The sequence below is a fragment of the Roseiconus nitratireducens genome, assembly GCF_008629675.1.
Taxonomy (GTDB): Bacteria; Planctomycetota; Planctomycetia; order Pirellulales; family Pirellulaceae; genus Stieleria; species Stieleria nitratireducens.
In genome coordinates this window covers 466518-486775 of record NZ_VWOX01000003.1, presented here as the reverse complement: position 1 = coordinate 486775, position 20258 = coordinate 466518, and the positions used below count along the sequence as shown (strand labels likewise).

At 59.3% G+C, this 20258-nt stretch carries 12 protein-coding genes and 1 tRNA gene; 8 read left to right on the top strand and 5 right to left on the bottom strand.

Going from position 1 to position 20258, the window contains the following annotated elements:
• Positions 1-63 precede the first annotated feature (63 nt).
• Positions 64-483 (top strand): hypothetical protein, encoded by a 420-nt coding sequence (locus FYK55_RS07175; protein WP_150075692.1) that lies wholly within the window; start codon positions 64-66, stop codon positions 481-483.
• Positions 480-1703 carry a WD40 repeat domain-containing protein gene (locus tag FYK55_RS07170; RefSeq protein ID WP_150075691.1) on the top strand — a complete coding sequence of 408 codons (1224 nt, stop codon included), beginning with the start codon at positions 480-482 and terminating at the stop codon, positions 1701-1703. Before FYK55_RS07175 ends, FYK55_RS07170 begins: the two co-directional genes overlap by 4 nt.
• Before the next feature lie 211 nt (positions 1704-1914).
• On the opposite strand, the gene FYK55_RS07165 is transcribed toward FYK55_RS07170, so the two are convergent.
• Positions 1915-2430, bottom strand: coding sequence for a GNAT family N-acetyltransferase (locus FYK55_RS07165; RefSeq protein ID WP_150075690.1), 516 nt, complete (start codon positions 2428-2430; stop codon positions 1915-1917).
• A 162-nt stretch (positions 2431-2592) separates the two neighbouring features.
• Here FYK55_RS07165 and FYK55_RS07160 point away from each other — a divergent pair, with 162 nt between their 5' ends.
• Positions 2593-3546 (top strand): hypothetical protein, encoded by a 954-nt coding sequence (locus FYK55_RS07160; protein WP_150075689.1) that lies wholly within the window; start codon positions 2593-2595, stop codon positions 3544-3546.
• 109 nt (positions 3547-3655) lie between these two features.
• Complete coding sequence (locus tag FYK55_RS07155) at positions 3656-6472, top strand: PQQ-dependent sugar dehydrogenase (RefSeq protein ID WP_161604358.1); 2817 nt, start codon at positions 3656-3658, stop codon at positions 6470-6472.
• Positions 6473-6612: 140 nt separating this feature from the next.
• On the opposite strand, the gene FYK55_RS07150 is transcribed toward FYK55_RS07155, so the two are convergent.
• The 3 genes from FYK55_RS07150 to FYK55_RS07140 form a co-directional block, all read right to left on the bottom strand.
• Positions 6613-7923 (bottom strand): SHD1 domain-containing protein, encoded by a 1311-nt coding sequence (locus FYK55_RS07150; RefSeq protein WP_150075687.1) that lies wholly within the window; start codon positions 7921-7923, stop codon positions 6613-6615.
• Between the two features lie 281 nt (positions 7924-8204).
• Positions 8205-11984, bottom strand: a complete 3780-nt coding sequence (locus FYK55_RS07145) for a PVC-type heme-binding CxxCH protein (protein WP_235908487.1) — start codon at positions 11982-11984, stop codon at positions 8205-8207.
• Positions 11985-12213: 229 nt separating this feature from the next.
• Positions 12214-13350: a Gfo/Idh/MocA family protein gene (locus FYK55_RS07140; RefSeq protein ID WP_150075685.1), complete on the bottom strand. Its 1137-nt coding sequence runs from the start codon at positions 13348-13350 to the stop codon at positions 12214-12216.
• Positions 13351-13628: 278 nt separating this feature from the next.
• Between FYK55_RS07140 and FYK55_RS07135 the strand changes: the two genes are divergently transcribed.
• The 4 genes from FYK55_RS07135 (at position 13629) to FYK55_RS07120 (ending at position 19585) form a co-directional block, all read left to right on the top strand.
• A complete protein-coding gene (locus tag FYK55_RS07135) occupies positions 13629-14810 on the top strand; it encodes a XylR family transcriptional regulator (protein WP_150075684.1) in 1182 nt (393 codons plus the stop codon).
• Positions 14811-15059: 249 nt separating this feature from the next.
• The gene (locus FYK55_RS07130; protein WP_150075683.1) at positions 15060-18068 is read left to right on the top strand and encodes a sulfatase-like hydrolase/transferase; all 3009 of its coding nucleotides are present in this window, start codon (positions 15060-15062) and stop codon (positions 18066-18068) included.
• A 267-nt stretch (positions 18069-18335) separates the two neighbouring features.
• Positions 18336-18409 (top strand) — tRNA-Pro (locus tag FYK55_RS07125).
• Positions 18410-18604: 195 nt separating this feature from the next.
• A complete protein-coding gene (locus FYK55_RS07120) occupies positions 18605-19585 on the top strand; it encodes a hypothetical protein (protein ID WP_150075682.1) in 981 nt (326 codons plus the stop codon).
• Positions 19586-19627: 42 nt separating this feature from the next.
• Here FYK55_RS07120 and FYK55_RS07115 read toward each other — a convergent pair whose 3' ends face one another.
• Positions 19628-20185, bottom strand: coding sequence for a hypothetical protein (locus tag FYK55_RS07115; RefSeq protein WP_150075681.1), 558 nt, complete (start codon positions 20183-20185; stop codon positions 19628-19630).
• Between the last annotated feature and the right edge of the window lie 73 nt (positions 20186-20258).

Below are 20258 nucleotides of genomic sequence, written 5' to 3'. Positions count from 1 at the left end.
TGGGTGATGAGGCGGTCGCCAGCGTGCGGCCGAACCCGGGAGAGTCACGCGAGAGGAGAACCCATGAGTATCAAGAGTGCACCCCCGCCGGCGACAGCCGGAGTGTCCGTCAAGTCGCGCGGCGAACCCAAGTTTGACCTCATCCGTGCGACATTGACCTTCCTGCGATCCGACCACGCCGGTCCGATCGGATTGGCGGTGTGCTGCATCCTGATCTCCCTGATTTCCATCCATGATGCCATGTTGGTCATCGTCAACTACGAGGTGATCAACGAAATGGAACAGAATCCTATCGGCGTTTGGTTGCTCGGACTGCAGGGTGGACAGGTTTGGTTGTTCGTGCTCGTCAAGCTCGCTTGCACGGCGTTGGTCTGCACGGTGCTGGTGTCGCTTTACCAATACAGACGTCGAATCGCGATGACGGTTGCGAGCAGTTTGGCGGGATTCCAATCGCTGTTGCTCGGGTATTTGACGATCGGATGATGTCACGGATTCTTTCACCGATTCCCGAGCATCCGCCACTCGCGGTGCGCGCGTTGCGATTCATGGCTCTGTGGTGGAGTATCTTCGCATGCATCCTGGTCGTGGCCGGAATCGAAGCCGCCATTTACTGGCACAAGGGATTCCGGTATGTGCCGGTTCAGACACTCGATCACGTCTGGTTTCATGACGTTTCCGTCCAGTCGACCGGATCGGTGGCGGTTGCCATCGTCAAGTACAAACGCAAATCCAAAGATCAGGCGGTGGACACCGAAATCGTGACCTTGGATTTCGACCAGCATCGCGCCAGATCCATCCGCGTTGCGGGGTTGCAACCGCTGGCCGTGGCGATTGTCCCCCACCCAACCGCCTCCCGGTCACAATCGCTGGCCGTTGTCGACGCGGACGGTTCCGTTCATTGCGTGACCGAGTCCGTGGGCCCATCGGAGACGCACGAAGTCTCGGTCCGAAAGGTTTGCGATTCCGAGCTGCGCGAGGCTTCTCGCGTCGCGTTTTCACCTGACGGCAGCCGACTGGCTGCGATCGGCGATCAGTACGTATTCATTTGGGACTGGCACGAAGCAAAACTGTTGCACCGCTATCGACATTTCACCGGCGGCGGTCGGGGGTCGACCAAGGCGTTGGGGTTTTCCGAGGACTCACGGACGTTGCTCGCCCCAGGCAGGGAGGGCGGATTGTTGTCGTTGGATCTGCGGAGCGGTCAAGTCATCGAGGTCACCGAACCGGAGAACCGGTTCGCGTTTGATGCCGATGTGAGTTCCGACCAGCAGATCATGGTCGTTGCATCGTCGGGCGCGGTTCCAACGTTGTCGGCTTTCCGGAGGGGAACCGAGGCACGCCTATGGCAACGGAAAGTGTCCGCTCCCATCGCGGCCTTTGGACCGGAAGGAAGCTACGTGGCGTCCGTTCTCGGTGGTATCGGCGCACAACGCGTCGCCACCTACGACCCGCAAACCGGGGCCGAACTCCAGTCTTTTCAGCAGCATCCTAGCCACATCGTTGGCGTTGCGCCGTGCGGCAAGAGCCTGTTGTCCTGGGATTCCGATGGCAACCTGTTCGAAAGTGATGTGGAATCTGGCGGAGTCAAATGGTCGTTCTCGCTGCTGAAATGGGCGACCGAGTCGAATCATTCCGGGTTCGATGCTCTTCCACCGCCAGAGCCGGACAGGGTGGAAATCTCCCCTCTCGGTTCTCGCTCGTAGCCACGCTCGCCAGAGCGTGGAAGATGCAACGCGACCACCGTTTGTCGACGGTGGCTACAAGGGGCAATGTCAATTCGTAGCCACGCTCGCCAGAGCGTGGAAAATGCCATTGTTCGCTCAACCCGTAGCCACGCTCGCCAGAGCGTGGACGTGCACCAAGATCACCCGTCACCCGCCGACCATCAGATCAATCCAAGACAAACCCTTTCCGTCACGGAAGCAGCGCGTCGAAGGGCTTCGGATACTCGACCCTGCCTTCGACCCCGGTCAACGCGCCGGGCACCAATTCCAAGGCCATCCAGGCGTCGCCACTTCCGAAAGGCGACTCCAGGCGATGAGCGAGCTTTGCGTCAAATCCGAATCGCGTGTAGAACTCGGGTTGCCCCAGGACGACCATGATCGTTGCGCCTCGACGACGGCAACGCTGCAATGCTGACTCCACCAACGCGGTGCCGATACCCTGCCGCTGGAAGCGAGGCAGCACGGCCAGCGGAGCCAGCGAATCCGCCAAGACGGTATCAAATTCCGTTTTGATCGCGACGGGGCTGATCAAGAGATGCCCGACGACTTCGCCATCCAATTCGGCAACCAGCGACAGCGTCACGAATCCGCCACCACGGAGCGCTGTGATCAGTTCGACTTCCTCGTCGCCGCCGAATGCCAATCGATGAATGTTCTCAATGTCCGGTCGATCTTGGGCCGTTTCCGTTCGGATTTTCAAACTCATCGTTGGTGCTCCGAGGAAAAGAGTGAAAGGCGCGCCCAAGTTGCATCGCATCGGGCCCGATATGCTGTGGTGGTCCTGCGTTGACGACCAACCGGCCGGTTCAATCCAGCTTTCGCGCCAGAGCCGATTCCCAAGTCAACCGATTGTGGTGGAGATGACAGGATGAACGACGACATCGATGACCGCTTGAAATCTGCCAAAACGCAGTTGCGACGATTCAACAAGCTGCGGACAAGACTCGATCGAGCCCAGGCAACGCTCCGAGAACAACGCCGGAAATGTCGGCAACATGAGAAAACACTCGCCGAAGAAAAAGCCGACGTCGATCAGTGGAGCGGTCAAGGCTTGACCACCTTGTTTTACTCCCTTCTTGGAACGAAAGAACAGCGGCTGGAGAAGGAAAGGCAGCAATTTTTGGCGGCCAAACTCAAGCACGAGCAAAGTTCACGTTCACTGCAGACCGCCGAACGTGACGTGCAAACGTTGCAAGACCAGATCGATGAAGTTCAGGACGCGGCCGACCGCTACGAGCAATCGCTTGCGGAGAAGCATCAGCGACTGACCGCCTCGGATCATCCGGACGGGGCGCTCTTGCACGAGCTGGACGATCAGTTGACCGAGCGCCAGTCGGATCGCAGCGAATTGTGCGAGGCTTTGGATGCTGGTGAAGTTGCCCAGAAGTCGCTCCGACGCGTCCAGGAGGAACTGCGTGCGGCCGAGGGTTGGGGGACTTGGGACATGATGGGCGGAGGGACGCTTTCGACCTGGGCCAAACATTCCCGAATTGATGCCGCGAGAGATCACGCTTCCACCGCTCAGTTGCAATTGCATCGATTCCAGCAGGAACTTGCCGACACGAACCGACAGCTAACGGTGTCCTTGGATGCCATCGATGGATTCTCCGCCTTCGCGGACTACTTCTTCGACGGGCTGATCGCCGACTGGATGGTCCAGTCTCAACTCCAGCAGGCGTCCGAAGCGTGTTCCAAGGTCATGGCCGATGTCGAATCAGCGCTCGCACAATGTCGGCAGGCGTTGGCCGAAACCGACCAGGCGATCAAAGACTTGGATGCCAAACGCACGCAAATGATCGAGAATGCGGCCTGGGGGCATTGAAACCCGGCGACGGTCATTCCGCGATTGGCACGGATTCACCGGATACCGCGTCCCTTCCCTGCTATGCTCTGATCCCATTCAATCCTTCTTCCGATGCCGACGGCAGATCATGTTTCCGGTCAAGCAATGCTTCTTCGCCTGTGCTGTGCTTCTTCTGGTTGCTGCCACCGCGCGGACCGCGGATGCGGATCGGACCCCTTGGACCAGTTCACGTGTCACGGGGACTCCCGATTTGCCGAGGGACTATCGCGTCCGACGCGTCTTTCCCAAGCTGCAATTCACCGCTCCGGTCGAATTGATGATGTTGGGCGGCACCGGACGAATGGCGGTGTTGGAATCCTCCGGCCGACTGCACACGTTTGAGATCGACGGCGATCCGGACAGCGCGGATCTGGCGGGGGAGCTTCGAACACACGTCGACAAGTTTCAAAGCGCGCTCGGGTTCGGGGTTCACCCACAGTTTGATCAAAACCGACAAGTGTTCTTGGTTTACACGCGCGGGCAAGGCAGCCTGCCCGACGGGACGCGGCTGTCACGATTTCGGATGACCGATGCCAACCCGCCTCAACTGGATTTCGCCAGCGAGGAGATCGTGCTGACCTGGCATTCCGGCGGTCACAACGGTTCGGCCATTCGGTTCGATCATCGCGGGTTGCTGTATTTCTCGGCCGGCGACGGCGCCACACCGTTTCCTCCCGATGAATTCGATGTCAGCCAAGACTTGAGTGATTTGCGTTCGACCATTTGTCGGATCGATGTCGATCACTCCGACGGCGACCGCGGCTACACGATTCCCGCAGACAATCCGTTTGTCGATTTGCCCGGTGCACGGGGAGAGATCTGGGCCTACGGTTTTCGGAATCCGTGGCGGTTCGATTTGATCCCCGGTACCGATCGCATCTTGTGCGGTGATGTCGGATGGGAACTTTGGGAATTGGTCTTTGAGGTTCGCCGTGGCGGGAACTATGGATGGAGCCTGTTTGAAGGGCCGCAGCGGATTCGAAGCGATTTGGAACAGGGTCCCACGCCGATCCAGAAACCCGTGGTGGCGTATCCGCACACGGTCGGTCAATCGATCACCGGCGGCCTGGTGTACCGCGGAACCGAACTGCCGTCACTGCGAGACGCGTTTTTGTACGGCGATTGGGTGACGGGGCGGTTGTGGGGGCTCCGTCATGATGAAAGCGGCGTCACCTGGAATCCGGTGCTGGCCGAGACTGGCCTGCAAATCACCAGCTTCGCGCAACGTCCCGACGGTGAAGTGTTGGTACTCAGCTATGACGGTGGAATCTATCAACTGGAAAAGAATCCGCTTGCCGGCAAGACGACCGACTTCCCGCGAAAACTTAGCGAGACGGGACTTTTCCGCTCCACGCGATCACTCCAGCCGTCACCCGGCGTCATCCCCTACCAAATCGCGGCGCAAGCCTACCAGGACGGCGCCCGAGGCGAGTTCGTGATCGGCATCCCCGGGAATGGGTCCGCCGTACCCGCGGCAAGATGGACGGGCTGGAAGTTCCCTGCTGGGACCGTGTTTGCGAAAACGATTTCGTTGGAATCTTTCAACGACGGGCAGCCCACGCGACGCCGCGTGGAGACTCAATTGCTGCATTTCGACGGATTGATGTGGCATCCGTACAGTTACGCCTGGAACCCGGAACAAACCGATGCGGCGTTGGTGGATGCCGCCGGCGAAACGTTGCAGGTATCCCTGCGTGATGCGGACGGACAGTTGCGAAGCGTTGATTGGACGATTTCCAACCGAGCTCAGTGCCAAACCTGTCACAAGCGTTGGCATGGCGGCGGCATCGGGTTCAAACTCGAGAACCTCAGCCTCGATTCGGATTCGCAATCGAGTTCTCAACTTCGGCAATTGATCGAGCTGGGCGTGCTGAATGAAAAACGGGTCGAACAATTCGAGGTCCGCGCGATGGTTGACCCGCACGATTCGACCGCGGATCTCGATCGCCGGGCGCGTTCCTACCTGACGGCCAACTGTGCCCACTGCCATCGGCGCGAAGGCGGCGGTACGGCACCGTTGGAATTGGTTTTTTCCAAGCAAACTTCCGAAATCAATGCAGTGGGAGAAACGCCCACCCAGGGAGATTTCGGGATCACTGGCGCCAACGTCATTCGGCCTGGCGACCCTTATCATTCGGTGCTGTTCTACCGAATGGCCACCAGTGGGCCGGGGCACATGCCCAAGCTCTGGCAGCGAGACAACGACCTGGCCGGACTCCGCTTGATCCATGACTGGATCGCTTCGATGCCGAACGGGGAAACAACCGCGGATTCAGCTTCGACCGACGCCGTCGCATCCGCGTTGCGAGAGTTTTCCGAGCTGGCATTTGGTGACGCGGATGCGGAACGACAGACACGCGTCGCTCGCTCCGCAGCGGAACAGGGGGACCTGATTCGGGCCGCCCTGTTGGAGCGTTTCCTGCCCCCGGATGAACGCAAGAAGCGATTGGGAGACGCAATCGAACCCGATGCAATCCTTGCCCTGGACGGCAATGCCGCCAGCGGACGCGAGTTGCTGATGGATTCCAAGGCGTTGCAGTGTCTTCAGTGTCACCGCGTCGCGGGTGCCGGGAAATCAACCGGTCCCGATTTGGATGGCTTGGGAAAGAAGCGTTCCAAGCAACAATTGCTCGACAGCATTCTGAATCCCTCCCGCCAAGTCGAAGCGGAGTATCGGACTCGAACGGTCTTGACGCGCGACGGCGAGGTGATCAGCGGGTTGGTGGTGCGGCAAACGGATTCCGAAGTGGTGATCCGTTCGGCCGACGGCAAAGATCATCCAATCGATGCCGCCGACATTGAAACGATCAAGGAGCAAAGCGAATCGTTGATGCCGACCGGTCAGGTCGCACAGTTGACCGCACAAGAGTTGGCCGACTTGCTGGAATACCTGAGCACGTTGTAGTGCCCTGGTTCCAAGGCTTTCGGCCTTGGAACCCACTGTGCTTCCAGGCTCCGCCTATCGGTCTGCCTGTCGGGAGCTGGCGGAGCCAGCATGCAGTGCGTTCCCGGGCGGGAGCCCGGGAACGAGGCAGGCCGTGCCGCTCAAAAGGGTTCGTCGCCGAAGCCCGGTCCCGCGGGGCCACCAGGCCCGCCTCCCGGTCCACCGGGGCCGCCGCCCGCCGGCATGCCGGGACCGGCCCCAAATGCGGCGCCCATCATCATGGCCTGCTGGAAGGTTTGCATCAGAACCTGGTCGAACTGCTGCTGCGATTTTGCGGCAAGCATGGCGTCCAGAGATTGGTTGGCCGCCTGTCCAACGGTCTCGAGCATCGCGGCGACCTGCGGCGGTGTCTTTTCCGCCAGCTCCTGCTGAGACGATTCAGCACTCTCTCGCGCCTGCTCCAGGAAGGTTGCCTTGTTTTCGTTCCACAGGTCCAAGAAGTCCTTGGGCAGCCAACGCCCGGAATCCTTGACCATTTCGATGCTTTCCATTTTCCCGTTCTCGGCCGGCGCTGTCAGGGTGCCAGCATTCGGGCCCGATTGTTCGACAACAATGCTGTCGACAAACTGATTCACCTTTTCCGGAGGTGCCATTGCGACCAGCTGTTTCAAGTGCGCTCCCAGGCGGGGAAGGTGATAATGCGTGATCTGCGAGATCGGCTTTTCATCCAAGTTCCCCAGGGCTGCCGACAATGACAAAAGCTCGTACAAGGTTCCAACGGCCGGGTCGTACGCTTTGCGGATCATCGGCACGACTTGCGGCGGTTGATTCGAAAGCATCGATGAACCGAGCACAAACTCTTTCTTCGTTGTCAGCACTTCGACCAGCTTGGCCATCGTGTCTTCGAACGTTCGACTCTGTTGCGAATAGTCGTTCAGATAGTCTCGAAAGATGTCCCGCATCTCTTGACTATCCAACTGGGCACGGAGGTCTTCCGGAAGGCAATGCCAGATCACCTCCAGGTGGCCAGCCAGAACCTGTTGCTTGACGTAGTCCAACTGCTCTTGCAACGTCGGATCTGAGGGAAAGGGAGCCAATGGAGGAATCTGCGGCGGTGCCGGCGCGACCAGGTTGGCAAATTGAGAGGGCGGATCGTAGGAGGAGACGTCGATGGCACCCGACGTGGTCGGACTTGCTATTCCCTGCGGTTGTTTGGACTGTTCGTACAGCCGTTTCGCCAGGGCTCGGCTCTGATCACTTAGCCGGTCGATCGGGACGCTGATCGTACTGCCGTCGCTCTTACGCAGCACAACACTCTTGCCCTGCACGCCCGCGTAATCGGCTTCGATCTGAAATTTGCCGGAGCTGTCCGTCCAAGTTTCCGCGGCCGGCGCAATGGAACCGAGGCAGGCGGACAACACCCAACTCAGCGGAATCACCCCCATCATGCCCGGATTGATTCGTCGTCTCATCGAAAATGTCTCCCTTGAGCGTGCGTCTTGAAACGGGCCGACCCGCCTGGGAGCGGCTTCGACGTGGTGGACAGGCTACGTCAAAGTCGGGCCGCATTCCACAGTTTTCAAGGCGCACCGGGACCACGTTTCCCGAGAAAAACCCGTCAGGTGGCGATCAATCGAGCAATGTAGCCACCGTCGCCAGACGGTGGCTGCGCGCCGGCTCCGTCGGTTTGCGCCAACGGCAGGGAGCTTTCATCGCTTTGCGACTGGAGGACGATTCCTCAAAGCGGACCCGATCAATGATCCGCTGTGGGCGATTCGATGGTGATCGCCAGCACGACCGGCGCGATGGCGTCGGAACCGTCAATCAGCTCCATCGAATCGATTGCGTCGGATCGCTGTGGGGACACCGCAAAGTAGCGGACTTGCGCATCTCCCGCGGCAAAGGCGAACTGCGATTTCGGGACATCAACGCGGCGGATGTAATCCGCGAAATGCACTCCGTCCAACAACTCGTGGTCCTCGGATCCTCCGTCGGCGTAATGAAGCCGCACCGTCAACGCGGGAGCCGCTGCGTCGCCGTAGGGGTATCCCCAGCCGGCGACGCCGCTGAGAAAGTGGATGGCCTTGGCCCGGGCGCCCACCTCCAGTTGGACTTTCCGTGGCATTGTTCGGCTGACCGGACCGTTGGGGCTGTGCAACACGATCACGTTCTTGACCGTGCCATCGGCCGGGTCGATCAATCGGAACGGGACGCCCGCGACGGTTTTGGGGGACCAGTCCTGCAGATCCAAACGCTCGGCAGGGCTGTCGCGATTGATGAACATGCCGCGGTCGCTGGGCGTCGTCGCTACCGACCGCAGATCCAGCGAAACAAACTTCCCGCCGCTGGTCAGGAACTCCAGCAGGTCGGTCATTTGCTCGATTGAGATGGACTTCTCAAAGCCAGATGGCATGATCGAGTTTCTCGATGCACTCAACTGTTCAATGTCATCACGCAACACGGTTTGTTTCTTGCCGGTCGTGTCAACGATTTCAATCGCCGTCTTCGATTCGGAACCCAGCATCCCGTTGATGACGTCACCATCGATGGTCAGCACGTTGTAGGCTCGGAAGTTTCCTTCCACGCTACGGCTGGGATCCAGAATGTGAACGAGCAGTTCTTCCTTGGGGTGCACGGCCATGCCCGTCAGATCCGGTCCGACGGCAACCCCCAGGCCGCTGTGCACGTGACACTTGGAACAGTGTTCGGTGAAGAGTGCTTTGCCACGCGTCGGGTCACCCGATTGATTGGTGGCGGCAACGTATCGGTCCAGAACTTCCTGGCGGTCCGCACTGGGGATCGCCCCGCCCTGTTCCAGGATTTTTCCCGCGCGTTGTCGAATCTGGCGATTGGGGTGGTTGGCGAGCGCTTCGCGTTGGTCCAACGCCAAGTCGTTCAACGACAGCTTTCCGTCTTCAATCGCGTCCAGAACGGCCGTCGTGGATGCCTGACGCGACAGCAGGGCTCGGATGCCGGCGGATTTGACCTTCGGGGTCATGGACTGCAGGGCCTCGATAATTGCCTTGCCGGCTTCTTCGGACGAACTTTGCGACACCGCTCGGACCAACCCGGTCGACAGTTCCGGTGCCGCTTGCGGGGTCACCAGATCCAGCAAGCTCTCAACCACTTCGATGTTTTCGTTACGGAACTCAACCAGTTGCTTCGCAGCTTCCAATCGCTCACCGGCGCTCAGGTCCTCGTCCTCGATTTTATCGGTCAAGTCCTCGACAATCTGGTCGCCGAATTGAGCCAGTTTGTCGCTTCCCCAGCGTTCCGCCAGGCGAATGAATTCACTTCGGTTGGCCGTGGCGATTCTTGGATACAGCGCCTCCAATTTTGATTCGACGGATTCGCTCAGTTGGGTCTTGGCCTGACCGTCCCAACCGCGATACAGCCCTGTGACCACGGCGCCCAGGGCCGCGGGATCGGCGGTCTGCAGCGATGCAAGGATCTCGGGAGCTTCTCCCACGGCTTCGCCACGGGCCAGGTGGTCGGCGACGATGCTCAGAATCTTCAATTGTCGCGTCCGCATTTCGTCCTGGCGGCTCAACTGCAATCGTCCGACCTGAGTCAAAAACTGCGGTGCAACCGATGCTGCGGCGCTGGTGATCGCATCGGGGATCCAGCGGTCGCTGAGGTTGTTTTCATCGCTCAAGACCTGTTGCAAGACGCGCCCCGCGTCGTCTGCGGCGCCTTCGGCCTGCGCCGCCCGGCAATGATCTGACAAGGCCAGCAGCGTTGCCAACCGAACCTGCGGTTCCGAATCATTGACCGCTGACAGCAACGCTGAAATAGACGCGTCATCAGCCGGCAGCACTTGAGCCGCGTTGCGTCGGACACCGGCCGAAGGATGACGCAACGCTCCAATCGCTGCCGCGGTTGCCTGAGGATTTTTTCCGTCCAACAATTCCAGGCCGTGCAGCGTCCACAACGCGTGGATCGCGCCGACGTTCAATCCGATGGCGTCCGTTTTTTGATTTTCAATCAGTTGGATCAGGCGGTCCGCGACACCGGGATCCCCTGCTTTAACCAGCAATCGCTGAGCGTGTTTGCGAACCAGCATCGTTGGATGCGACAACGCGTCGACGCGTTCGCCCGCCGATGCTTCGGCCAGGTTGGGCACCGAAACGGGATCGGCTTGATCGGGGACGATGCGGTAGACCCGTCCGTGTTTCTTGTCGCGCAATTCCGTTTCGTACGCACTGCCCTTGCCCGTTTCGAATCCTTGGGGCGTCGGATTGTGTTGGACGATGTAGTTGTACCAGTCCATGACCCAGACGTTTCCGTCGGGGCCCACTTCCGCCATGATCGGCGCCGACCACTCGTCGTCGCTGGCAATCAGGTTGAAGGGGCTGGATGAATGGAAATCGGTTCCTTCGGATTCCAGCACGAACGCACCGACCAAATGGCCGGTCGGGCCGGCCACAAAGGACACGCGGTTCCAGTACGCTTCGGGGTAGGCGCGCGCGGTGTACAGGGCGTGTCCGGCCGCAGCGGTGTACCCGCCGTGATGATCGACTTGCCGCACCTTGTCGGTGATCGGATGAAATTCGTTCGTGTCGGCGATCGAAGAGAGCGTCAGCGATGGCGTCCAGCCGCGGACCCGTTCGTAATAACGGTTCGGGATCGGCATGTAGATGCTGGGATTGCCGTTCGCGGTGGATCCGAAAATCAGGCCCTCTTCGCTGATCCCCAGCCCCCAGGTGTTGTTGTTCGTCGAGCGAATGAACTCGACCTCGGCCGCGTCGGTTCGCATCCGCAGGAATCCCATTCGGAAGCGGCCCTGCGGACCGTTGCGAGTTTTGGGTGCGGAGTTGTTGTACCCCTGCATGGCCCAGATCCAATTATCCAAACCGTATTGAAAGTTGCTGACGCCGCCGTGCGTATCACCCAACTCCCATCCGGTCACGACGACCTGACGCTGGTCGGCGACGTCGTCGCCATCGGTATCGGTCAGCAGCAGGGTTTCGTTACCGTTCTGCACCAAAACCCCGTCGGCGGTGAATGCCATGCTGGTCGGGATGCTCAACGCTTCGGCGAACACGGTGAACTTGTCCGCACGCCCGTCCCCATCGGTGTCTTCACAGATTCGGATCTTGTCGCGTCCACGATTCTCCGGTTGCAACTCGTTGGGGTAGTCATACGTCTCGGCGACCCACAACCGGCCACGTTCATCCCAAGCCATGCAAATCGGCTTTCCTTTCAACTGCGGTTCGGAAACAAACAGTTCGACGTGGAAGCCCTCCGGGACCACGAAGTGTTTCATCGAAACTTCGGGGGCCAGCGGTTTCTGCATCAGATTCAGCGGTTCACCCTGGACACCCCATTCATCGGACGGCGTGTAGTTGGGGATCTGTTTGCCGACATCGACGTATTCGAAGTCGCTGTCGGTGCCACGCATCGGCGTCATGGCGGGGGACAGGGAAGGCTTCGAGGTCCGGCTTGCCGGTTCGGCGGCCGTGATCAAGACGGAGGGGGCAAACAGGATCAGCGTCAAAGGCAAACGCAAAATCAGTCGCGAAAAACGAGGCATGGCGATTGAGATGGAAGGAGGATGGGGGCGGGAGAATATCAGGAGCAAACGCAGGAACTTGCCCACAAGAAAGTCGTGCCAACTTTTCTTCACCCACCTTCTCAAGGTTGGGTGAGCATCAGCGAGGGAAGGATCCTTGATCGTTTGACGGCGAGGTCGTGGCGTTTGGCGAGAACTGCCAACACGACCTCGCATTCATGCTGCCTCCGGAAGTTGAGGCAGCAATCGATCATGCGCTCACGGCTGCTTGTCGCGTGAATTCCGGCAATTCGATAATCTTTCCTCCCTGCAGGGAAGACTCGTGAGCACAGATGCCGACACAGGTCCAGTTGGCACTGGTTTGCGCGTTGGGCCACGGGTCTCGGTCTTCACGCACCGCGCTGACAAACTCGTGAACCAGGTGGGGATGAGATCCGCCGTGGCCACCGCCCTGCACAAACGACAGGTGATCGGTATCGTGGATCTCTTGGGGCATCGTGAAGCGACGAATCGGTTCGGGCAGCAACGGAGCAAAGTCCGGAACCACGATCTTTTCGGGGATCTCGGGCTCGGGCCGCTTGGCAACGTGCATCACGTGAGGCTCGTCTTCGATCAGCGTCCATTCGAAGCTCTTCTTGGTGCCGTACACGTCAAAGCTTTCGCGATACTGCCGTGCGACGTCGTACAGAGCCCGCCAGACGTGGGCGACAAGATCGCTGTCGGCGATTTTGATGTGGCAACTTTGGACGGCGAACCGATTGCCCGAACGACGCGCAATCTCTTCACGCACCGCTCCCGAACCGAAGCAACTGACCGACTCGGCCAACCCGTTGACCAGCCCCAGACAGGGACTGACCACATGGGTCGCGTAGTGCATCGGAACCATGTCCTTCCAATAGTCCGGCCATCCGTCCATGTCTTGGGGGTGGGAGGCGGCCAGGTGCTGGATCTCACCCAGATCACCGGCCTCGTAGAGTTGCTTGAGGTACAGGAATTCCCGGCTGTAGACGACCGTTTCGGCCATCATGTATTTCAGCCCGGTCTCCTGAACCTTTTCAACGATCTGGCGACACTCGTCGATCGTCGTCGCCATCGGGACGGTGCACATCACGTGCTTCCCGGCATCCAGTGCTCGCAACGACATCCAAGCGTGATCGCCGATCGGGCTGTTCAGGTGCACGCAGTCGATCTCGGGATCGGCAAGCACTTCGTCGTAATCTCGATACCGCTTGTCGATACCGAACTCGTCACCGGTCTTGTTCAGTTCGGTTTCGTTGCGACGACAGATCGCGATCACATCGGCGTCCGGGTGAGCCTGGTAGATCGGGATGAACTCGGAACCAAAACCGAGTCCAACCATTGCCATTTTCAATTTGGTATCTGTCATCACAGCAGCCATCGGAGGGTAGGGATTTGGGAAAAGCCTCACCTCGCCCCCGGTGGCAAGGACGGCGTGAAGACGCCGCGTCGCCGATCGCGGAAGCCGTGCGACGGTTGCCGGGGGTGAGGTGAGGGAGCGTTCAGCTGCAACCACTCTAGCCGTCGCATTTGGCAAGGAAATGTCAAAAAGCGTATACTTTATGTCTAATTGCGTCTGCTCTCGCTGGGGCTGGTGGGATGCTTTGACGCCCTTTGACCGGCCGCGATTCCCGCCATTCATTTCCGATGCCGCAACAACTTTCCGTCGCCCTGTTGATCGAAACATCCAACGCATACGCGCGTGGATTGTTGCGGGGGATTGCCTCCTACACGCATCAGAACCCGCGCTGGTCGATCTATTTGCCGGAGCAGGAACGTGGCGCGCGGCCACCCGCCTGGCTCAAAAACTGGCGGGGCGATGGGCTGATCGCGCGGATCGAGAACGAAGCGATCGCCCGCGCCGTCCGACCGTTGAAGCTGCCGGTCGTGGACGTCAGCGCGGCCCGGGCCCTGCCCGACATTCCCTACATCGAAACCGACGACCGCGCGATTGCTGCGCTCGCCTACAGTCACCTGCGTGAGCGTGGTCTGAGAACGTTTGCGTATTGTGGTGACGCCCTGTTTGAATGGTCGCGAAACCGTCAGCACGCGTTCGAGCAGCATGCTGCCGCCGATGGCTCCGATTGCCACGTTTTTGAAAGTCGGGCCACGTCGCGCAAGAGTCCCAGCACCGATCGTCGCCGTCTGACCAATTGGCTACGACGGTTACCCAAGCCGGTCGGACTTTTTGCCTGTTATGACAAGAAGGCATTGGAAGTGTTGGACATCTGTCGGCAGAAGCAGATCAAAGTGCCGTTCGAAATCGCGGTGTTGGGAGCCGACAATGATGAACTGCTTTGTGATCTGTGCACCCCTCCGCTCTCAAGCATCATCCCGGCGGCCGAACAGACCGGGCGTGAAGCCGCGGAAATGCTGGACCGGATGATGCGAGAACGAAGACGAAAACGGAAGCAGGAGGTGGCTTCGCGATTGATTCCTCCGCTGGGGATTGCAACGCGGATGTCAACGGATGTCGTCGCCACCGAAGACGCGGAGATTGCCGCGGCGGTGCGGTTCGTGCGCGACCATTGCTGCGAGGGGATCAAAGTCGAAGACATCCTGCAGGCCGTTCCGCTTTCGCGCCGGATCTTGGAACGGCGTTTTCGCGAAATCGTCGGAAGGACACCCCATCAAGAGATCATGCGTCGGCGCATCGAGGCCGTTAGTGCGCTGTTGCTCAACAGTGATCTGACGCTGGGCGTGATCTCTCGCCAGACCGGGTTTCAGAGCCAGGAACACATGAGCGTCGCGTTCAAAAAGCAAGTTGGCGTGCCACCGGGCCAATACCGCCGAGATCAAACGGCCACCCGCAACAAGCACCCCGACTGACGAATCCTGTCTGTCGCCCCTTCGGGGCTGGGAGAGTGTTTGTCAGACCGTTCCCGGTGGGCAAACCCGGGCTTGCCCGCCGGTAAGCCTCCCCCTCACAGCAAAGTCCCGAAGGGACGACAGCAGCCCCACGGGCCAAGGCTCTCCGATCACAGCACAAAGACTACAATGAGCGGCCCCCTCGGTTCGCCCCGCCCACAAGACCTCGCGAATCTTCCCCCACAAAACGCCTCGAAAACTCGGAATCAAATGACTCTTTGGTCTCAGCTCCCCGTCACCCGCAAACGACGGGTGCTGATCGTCGGAATTCTCCTGGTCTCATTGCTCTCGACCCGCGTCTCGGCTCAATCAAACCCGGACAATCCGGTCCGCCCCAACGTCATCACGGTGTTCATCGATGACATGGGCTGGTCGGATTTGTCTTGTTTCGGCGGGACCCTTGTGAAGACGGAAAACATCGATCGCTTGGCCGACGAGGGCTTGCGTTTCACCCAGTTCTACGTGAACTCTCCGATCTGCTCTCCATCCCGAGTGGCACTCAGTACCGGACAGTATCCTCACCGGCACCGCATCAGTTCTTATTTGGCCAACCGCCAGGCAAATCGTTCGCGGGGGATGGCCCAGTGGTTGGACCCGCAGGCTCCCATGCTCGCGCGCCAGCTGAAAGAGTCCGGCTACCTCACCGGGCATTTTGGCAAATGGCATATGGGCGGCCAACGCGATGTGGGCGAGGCGCCGCTGATCCAGGAATACGGCTTCGACGCCAGCCTCACCAATTTTGAAGGACTCGGTCCCCGAGTGCTGCCATTGAAAGATGCGTACGACGGCAAGCCGGTGCAAAAGCACGACTTGGGATCCGCCAACCTGGGGCGCGGGCCGATCCGTTGGCAGGATCGTTCGGTGATCACTTCCGAGTTCGTCGACGCGGCGCTAGAGATGATTGATCGGGCTGATCAGACCGGCGAACCGTTCTTTGTCAACGTCTGGCCCGACGATGTGCATTCGCCGTTCTTTCCTCCCAAAGTCCTGCGAGATGCGACGGGCGAAGGGAAACGCGAACTCTACTATGCCGTGCTGGACGCGATGGATCAGCAGTTGGCTCCGCTGTTCGATCGCATCCGCAATGATCCGGAGCTGCTTCAAAATACCTTGATCCTCGTGATGTCCGACAACGGTCACGAACAGGGCGCTGGATCTTCCGATCCGCTTCGCGGTGCGAAAACATGGCTGTACGAAGGGGGAATTCGTTCGCCGCTGATCGTTTGGGGGCCCGGGTTCCTGGCCCAAGACGCCGCAGGAACGATCAATCAGGAATCGTTGCTCTGCGCCTTGGACGTCAACCGTTCGCTTTACAGCTTCACCGGGACCGCGCCGCCGAACGACGCCAGCCTGGATGGTGAAGACTTGATGCAGACGCTGTTGGGGAAAAGTACCGAAAGCCGTCAAGCACCGATCTTTTGGCGTCGCCCCCCGGATCGCCCCGGCAACGATCAAGAAGACAACCCCGACTTGGCCGTTCGAGACGGACGCTGGAAGTATTTGGTCAACTACGACGGAGGTGATCGTCAATTGTACGATCTCCTGCAGGACGCCTCCGAGACGACGAACGTGGTTCAAGAGCATCCGGAGGTCGCCGATCGTTTGCATCGCGAGCTGATGGCGTGGAATGCGGAATTGCCGGCTGACGCGGGGGATCCCGAATGGCAGGGCGTTCCGGCCGCCGCGGCATTGCCGTCAAGCGAATTCGTCAATCCGATCGGTGAAGGCGCCGATCCGTGGGTGGTTCGCGATCCGAACGCGGAACGCTATCTGTGGTGCTTTTCCGAAGGCAACCGCGGCATTGCGATCCACACCAGCGAATCGCTCACGTCGCTGGGAAAGAAGCACATCGTTTGGACGGCTCCGGAGGAGGGCCGTTATTCGAAAGAGATCTGGGCGCCGGAGCTGCATTTCTTGGACGGACGATGGCACGTCTACTTTGCGGCGTCCGACGGTCGCAACGAGAACCATCTTGCGTACGTGCTGCGCTCCAAGACTTCGGATCCGCTGGGCGAATACGAACTGGTCGGCCCGCTGGCGACCGGCGAAGGGGATGAACGCAATTCGCCGAACATCTGGGCCATCGACATGACGGTTCTCGAACTTGGGAACCAACGTTATGCGATTTGGTCGGGCTGGGATGCGCCCGGCACGGACCAACAATACCTCTACATCGCACGAATGAAATCGCCGACCGAATTGAAGGGCCCACGCGTCCGACTGTGCGCTAACGATGATTATCCTTGGGAGCGAACGGAGCCGAACCAGAATGGTCGGGGGCTGAATGAAGGACCGCAAGTCTTTCAGGCCAAGGGCAGCACGGCCGTTGTGTATTCCTGCGGAGCCTCCTGGTTGCCGACTTACAAGTTGGGGCTGTTGGAGTTGCACGGTGACGATCCGATGAACCCAGATTCCTGGAAGAAACGCGACAAGCCCGTCTTTGAGAGCACCAATGCGACATTCGGCGTTGGGCACTCGTGCTTCGTCCGATCGCTCGACGGAGCCCAATGGTGGCATGTCTTTCATGCCAAGCGAGATCGAGAACCGGGCTGGCGGCGAGCGATTTTTGTGCAGCCGATGAAGGTCGGTCGACGCGGCTATCCGGTGCTGGGCCGACCCGTTCCCGCGGGCGTACCGATGCCGCGACCGTCGGGAGAAGCGGACCGATCGGTTTCCACCGACACCGGCGACTTCCAGTACTTCGGCCATCACCAGTTCTTCGAGTCGCAGGACAACTGGATCCGTCTTGGCAAGCGTCCGCAGCATCCGATCAACGACTATCGCAGCGGTGAAAAAGTGGTCCTGGGGTCGCCGGCGCCGACCAATTTTGAGGCCTCGGTCACGATTGATTTTCAGGGGGGCGCGGAATCCCGAGACGCCGGGTTGCTGTTTCGATGCTCGGGGGCGTCGGTCGGGTACGATGCCCAACGCGCGTACTTCGCCGGGCTGATCCCACGCACCGGGTTGGTCATCTTGGGCCGCACCGATGGAGCCGGCTGGAAAGAACTGGCCCGAGCCAAGACGGAGCTCCGCCCCGCCGAGCCCCAACGGCTCACCGTCCGGATGCAAGGAGACCGTATCGAAGTGAAGCACAACGGCGATCAAAAACTGGAATTTCGAGACAAAACCTACGCCGCGGGCAGCATCGGCCTGCGCGTCGTCAACACCGACGCGGTCTTCAAAGCCTTCCAGGTGAAGGCATTGCAAGACCAACCCTAGCAGGAAAACGCGGCACCCAGGGCTCAATGTCCCGATTCACCGTTCGCCGCCACAGCCTGCCGGGCCACTACCACAACCAGTCCCGAAGGGACGCCAGCCCCCTGCCGGCGGGCTCGCCCGCCGGATTCATTCACCCCTTGTTTGGCAGTCCCGAACGGACGACAGCCGGCGGTTCCCGGCCCGCTTTCAACGGGGCAAAAAACGACGTCGACCGAACCTTTCGCAAACGGGAAGACTCCGCTAATGTATGCGGCACACGCAACCTCTCGGGGCGTAGCTCAGCCTGGCAGAGCGTCTGGTTTGGGACCAGAAGGTCGCACGTTCAAATCGTGTCGCCCCGATACAGATTGGCACGGTATTAGATCGCCATAAGTTGCGTTTTTCCAAGGGTTTAGGGCGATTCTCCTGCCTGGAGCGTTGATACCTTCGGGGTGTTGATACCCTGTTTGATACCTTCTTGTCCGCCCGTGCGCTCTCTTGCGTGGGTGCGTCGCATCTGAACTGCGTACGCCGATGACTTCATCGAAGGAGCCCCCATGCCAAAGTTGCATCTGAAAGTACAGAATGGAATCAGCCCGCCCCTCGAAATGGATGAGGGCACCGGTGGGGTATGCCTGCGCGTGCCGAGTGAAGAGTGTGGCACGGTCACTGTGACTATCTCTGCAGAGGGCGACAAGATTGAGAGCCAGGGCGTCATCGAAGTTGATGAAAAGAAGCTTGAAAGCCTCAAGAGACAGCATGCCCGCTGCGTTGAACTAAGAGATGAACTCCAGGCAGCGTACAAGAACCACGTTAGCCCAACTGACGTTAAGGGAGCGGCAGAGATAGCGAGGCTTGAAGGGGAAGTGAAGAAGGGAAACGACTTCACAGAAATTTTTGCGGGATTGCGGGAAGCAAGCCGATCCATCCTCAGGCTTATTAGGCAAGAGTTGGACTTGGTAACGCACAACAGCAAAGCGACGATGGGAGGAAGCCGATGGTCACTGGATGGGGAGACATGGCATTCTGATCCTCAGTTCATGTTCATTACGGGAGCAACTATTTCGCAGACGCGAAAGCTTGACGACCGACGAAAGAAACGTCTGCAAGCGATTATTGACTCCGGTGAGCAACCGCTAGTCGGACTTGAATTCCTTCACGAAGCGTGGCGTCATGGAGAAGGGCGCGTTAAGTGGGTGCTTGCCACGACTGCAGCAGAATTGGCTATCAAGCAAGCGTTGATCATGCTGAATGGCAGTCTCGCTACGCTACTACTGGAGGTGCCAGCGCCACCGATGCACAAGCTCTATGGCAAAGTGCTTGATGATGCATCTGAGAACGATGGAGCCCTTGCTAAAGATTTGCGAAAGGAACTTGCGCGAGGCGCGGAAAGAAGAAACGCCATCGTTCATAAACCAGAGTCGATTCATCTCGACCCAGATGAGGTGCACGCATATCTGCAGCATGTGGGGGCGGCTATACATAGACTGCATGAAATCATCCGGACCAAGAACGGGATCCACGATGAATACCGGTAAGCGCAGAGCGCGGTGCCCCCGGTCCCCCATGGAATTTTACACTTAGAGGCTCTGCAAACCGAGATCAGCCGATTTCACTACCTCGATGGTCATGGGCTCCGGTTCTTCCTGTTTGAACAGCAAGTGACCGTTGGCCCTCTTTTCGTATTCATCATCGTCCCACCCCTCCCGGATCTGCCGACAGGCTTCCTCGATGTCACTGGGCATCGGCAGGTACGGCAATCCGCCACCCTTGCAGCCGTTGTATTCTGCGGGATCGAAAGAGATGAAGTCACACGCCTCCTCCAAGCTCCAGCCACGACTGATCAGGTGGCTGATCTCAGTCACTTTCATTCCGGAGCTGTTCGCGATTCCGTTCTCGATACGCTCATTGAATAGCTGGTCTTCAGTCAAGCTTCGACGCTCTATGGTCGCATCAAGATAGCTCTCCAGCTCTTTGCGGACGCCGGGGGATAGTAGGTCGTCATCCTCAGCTAGCAGTGCTCTGATCTGCTTCTTGGTATTGATGACCGAGTAATCACGTTCAAAGTCGACATCGAAGTGCTGTTCTAGCACGTGCTGCAGGTGATCAGTCCATTCGTCTTTCAGGTGCTTTGGCATCGCTTCGGCCTCCTTGCCGATCGGTGAATGCTAGTTTTGTTGCGTAGTCTCTCGGGGCCCGGTTTATTTTTTT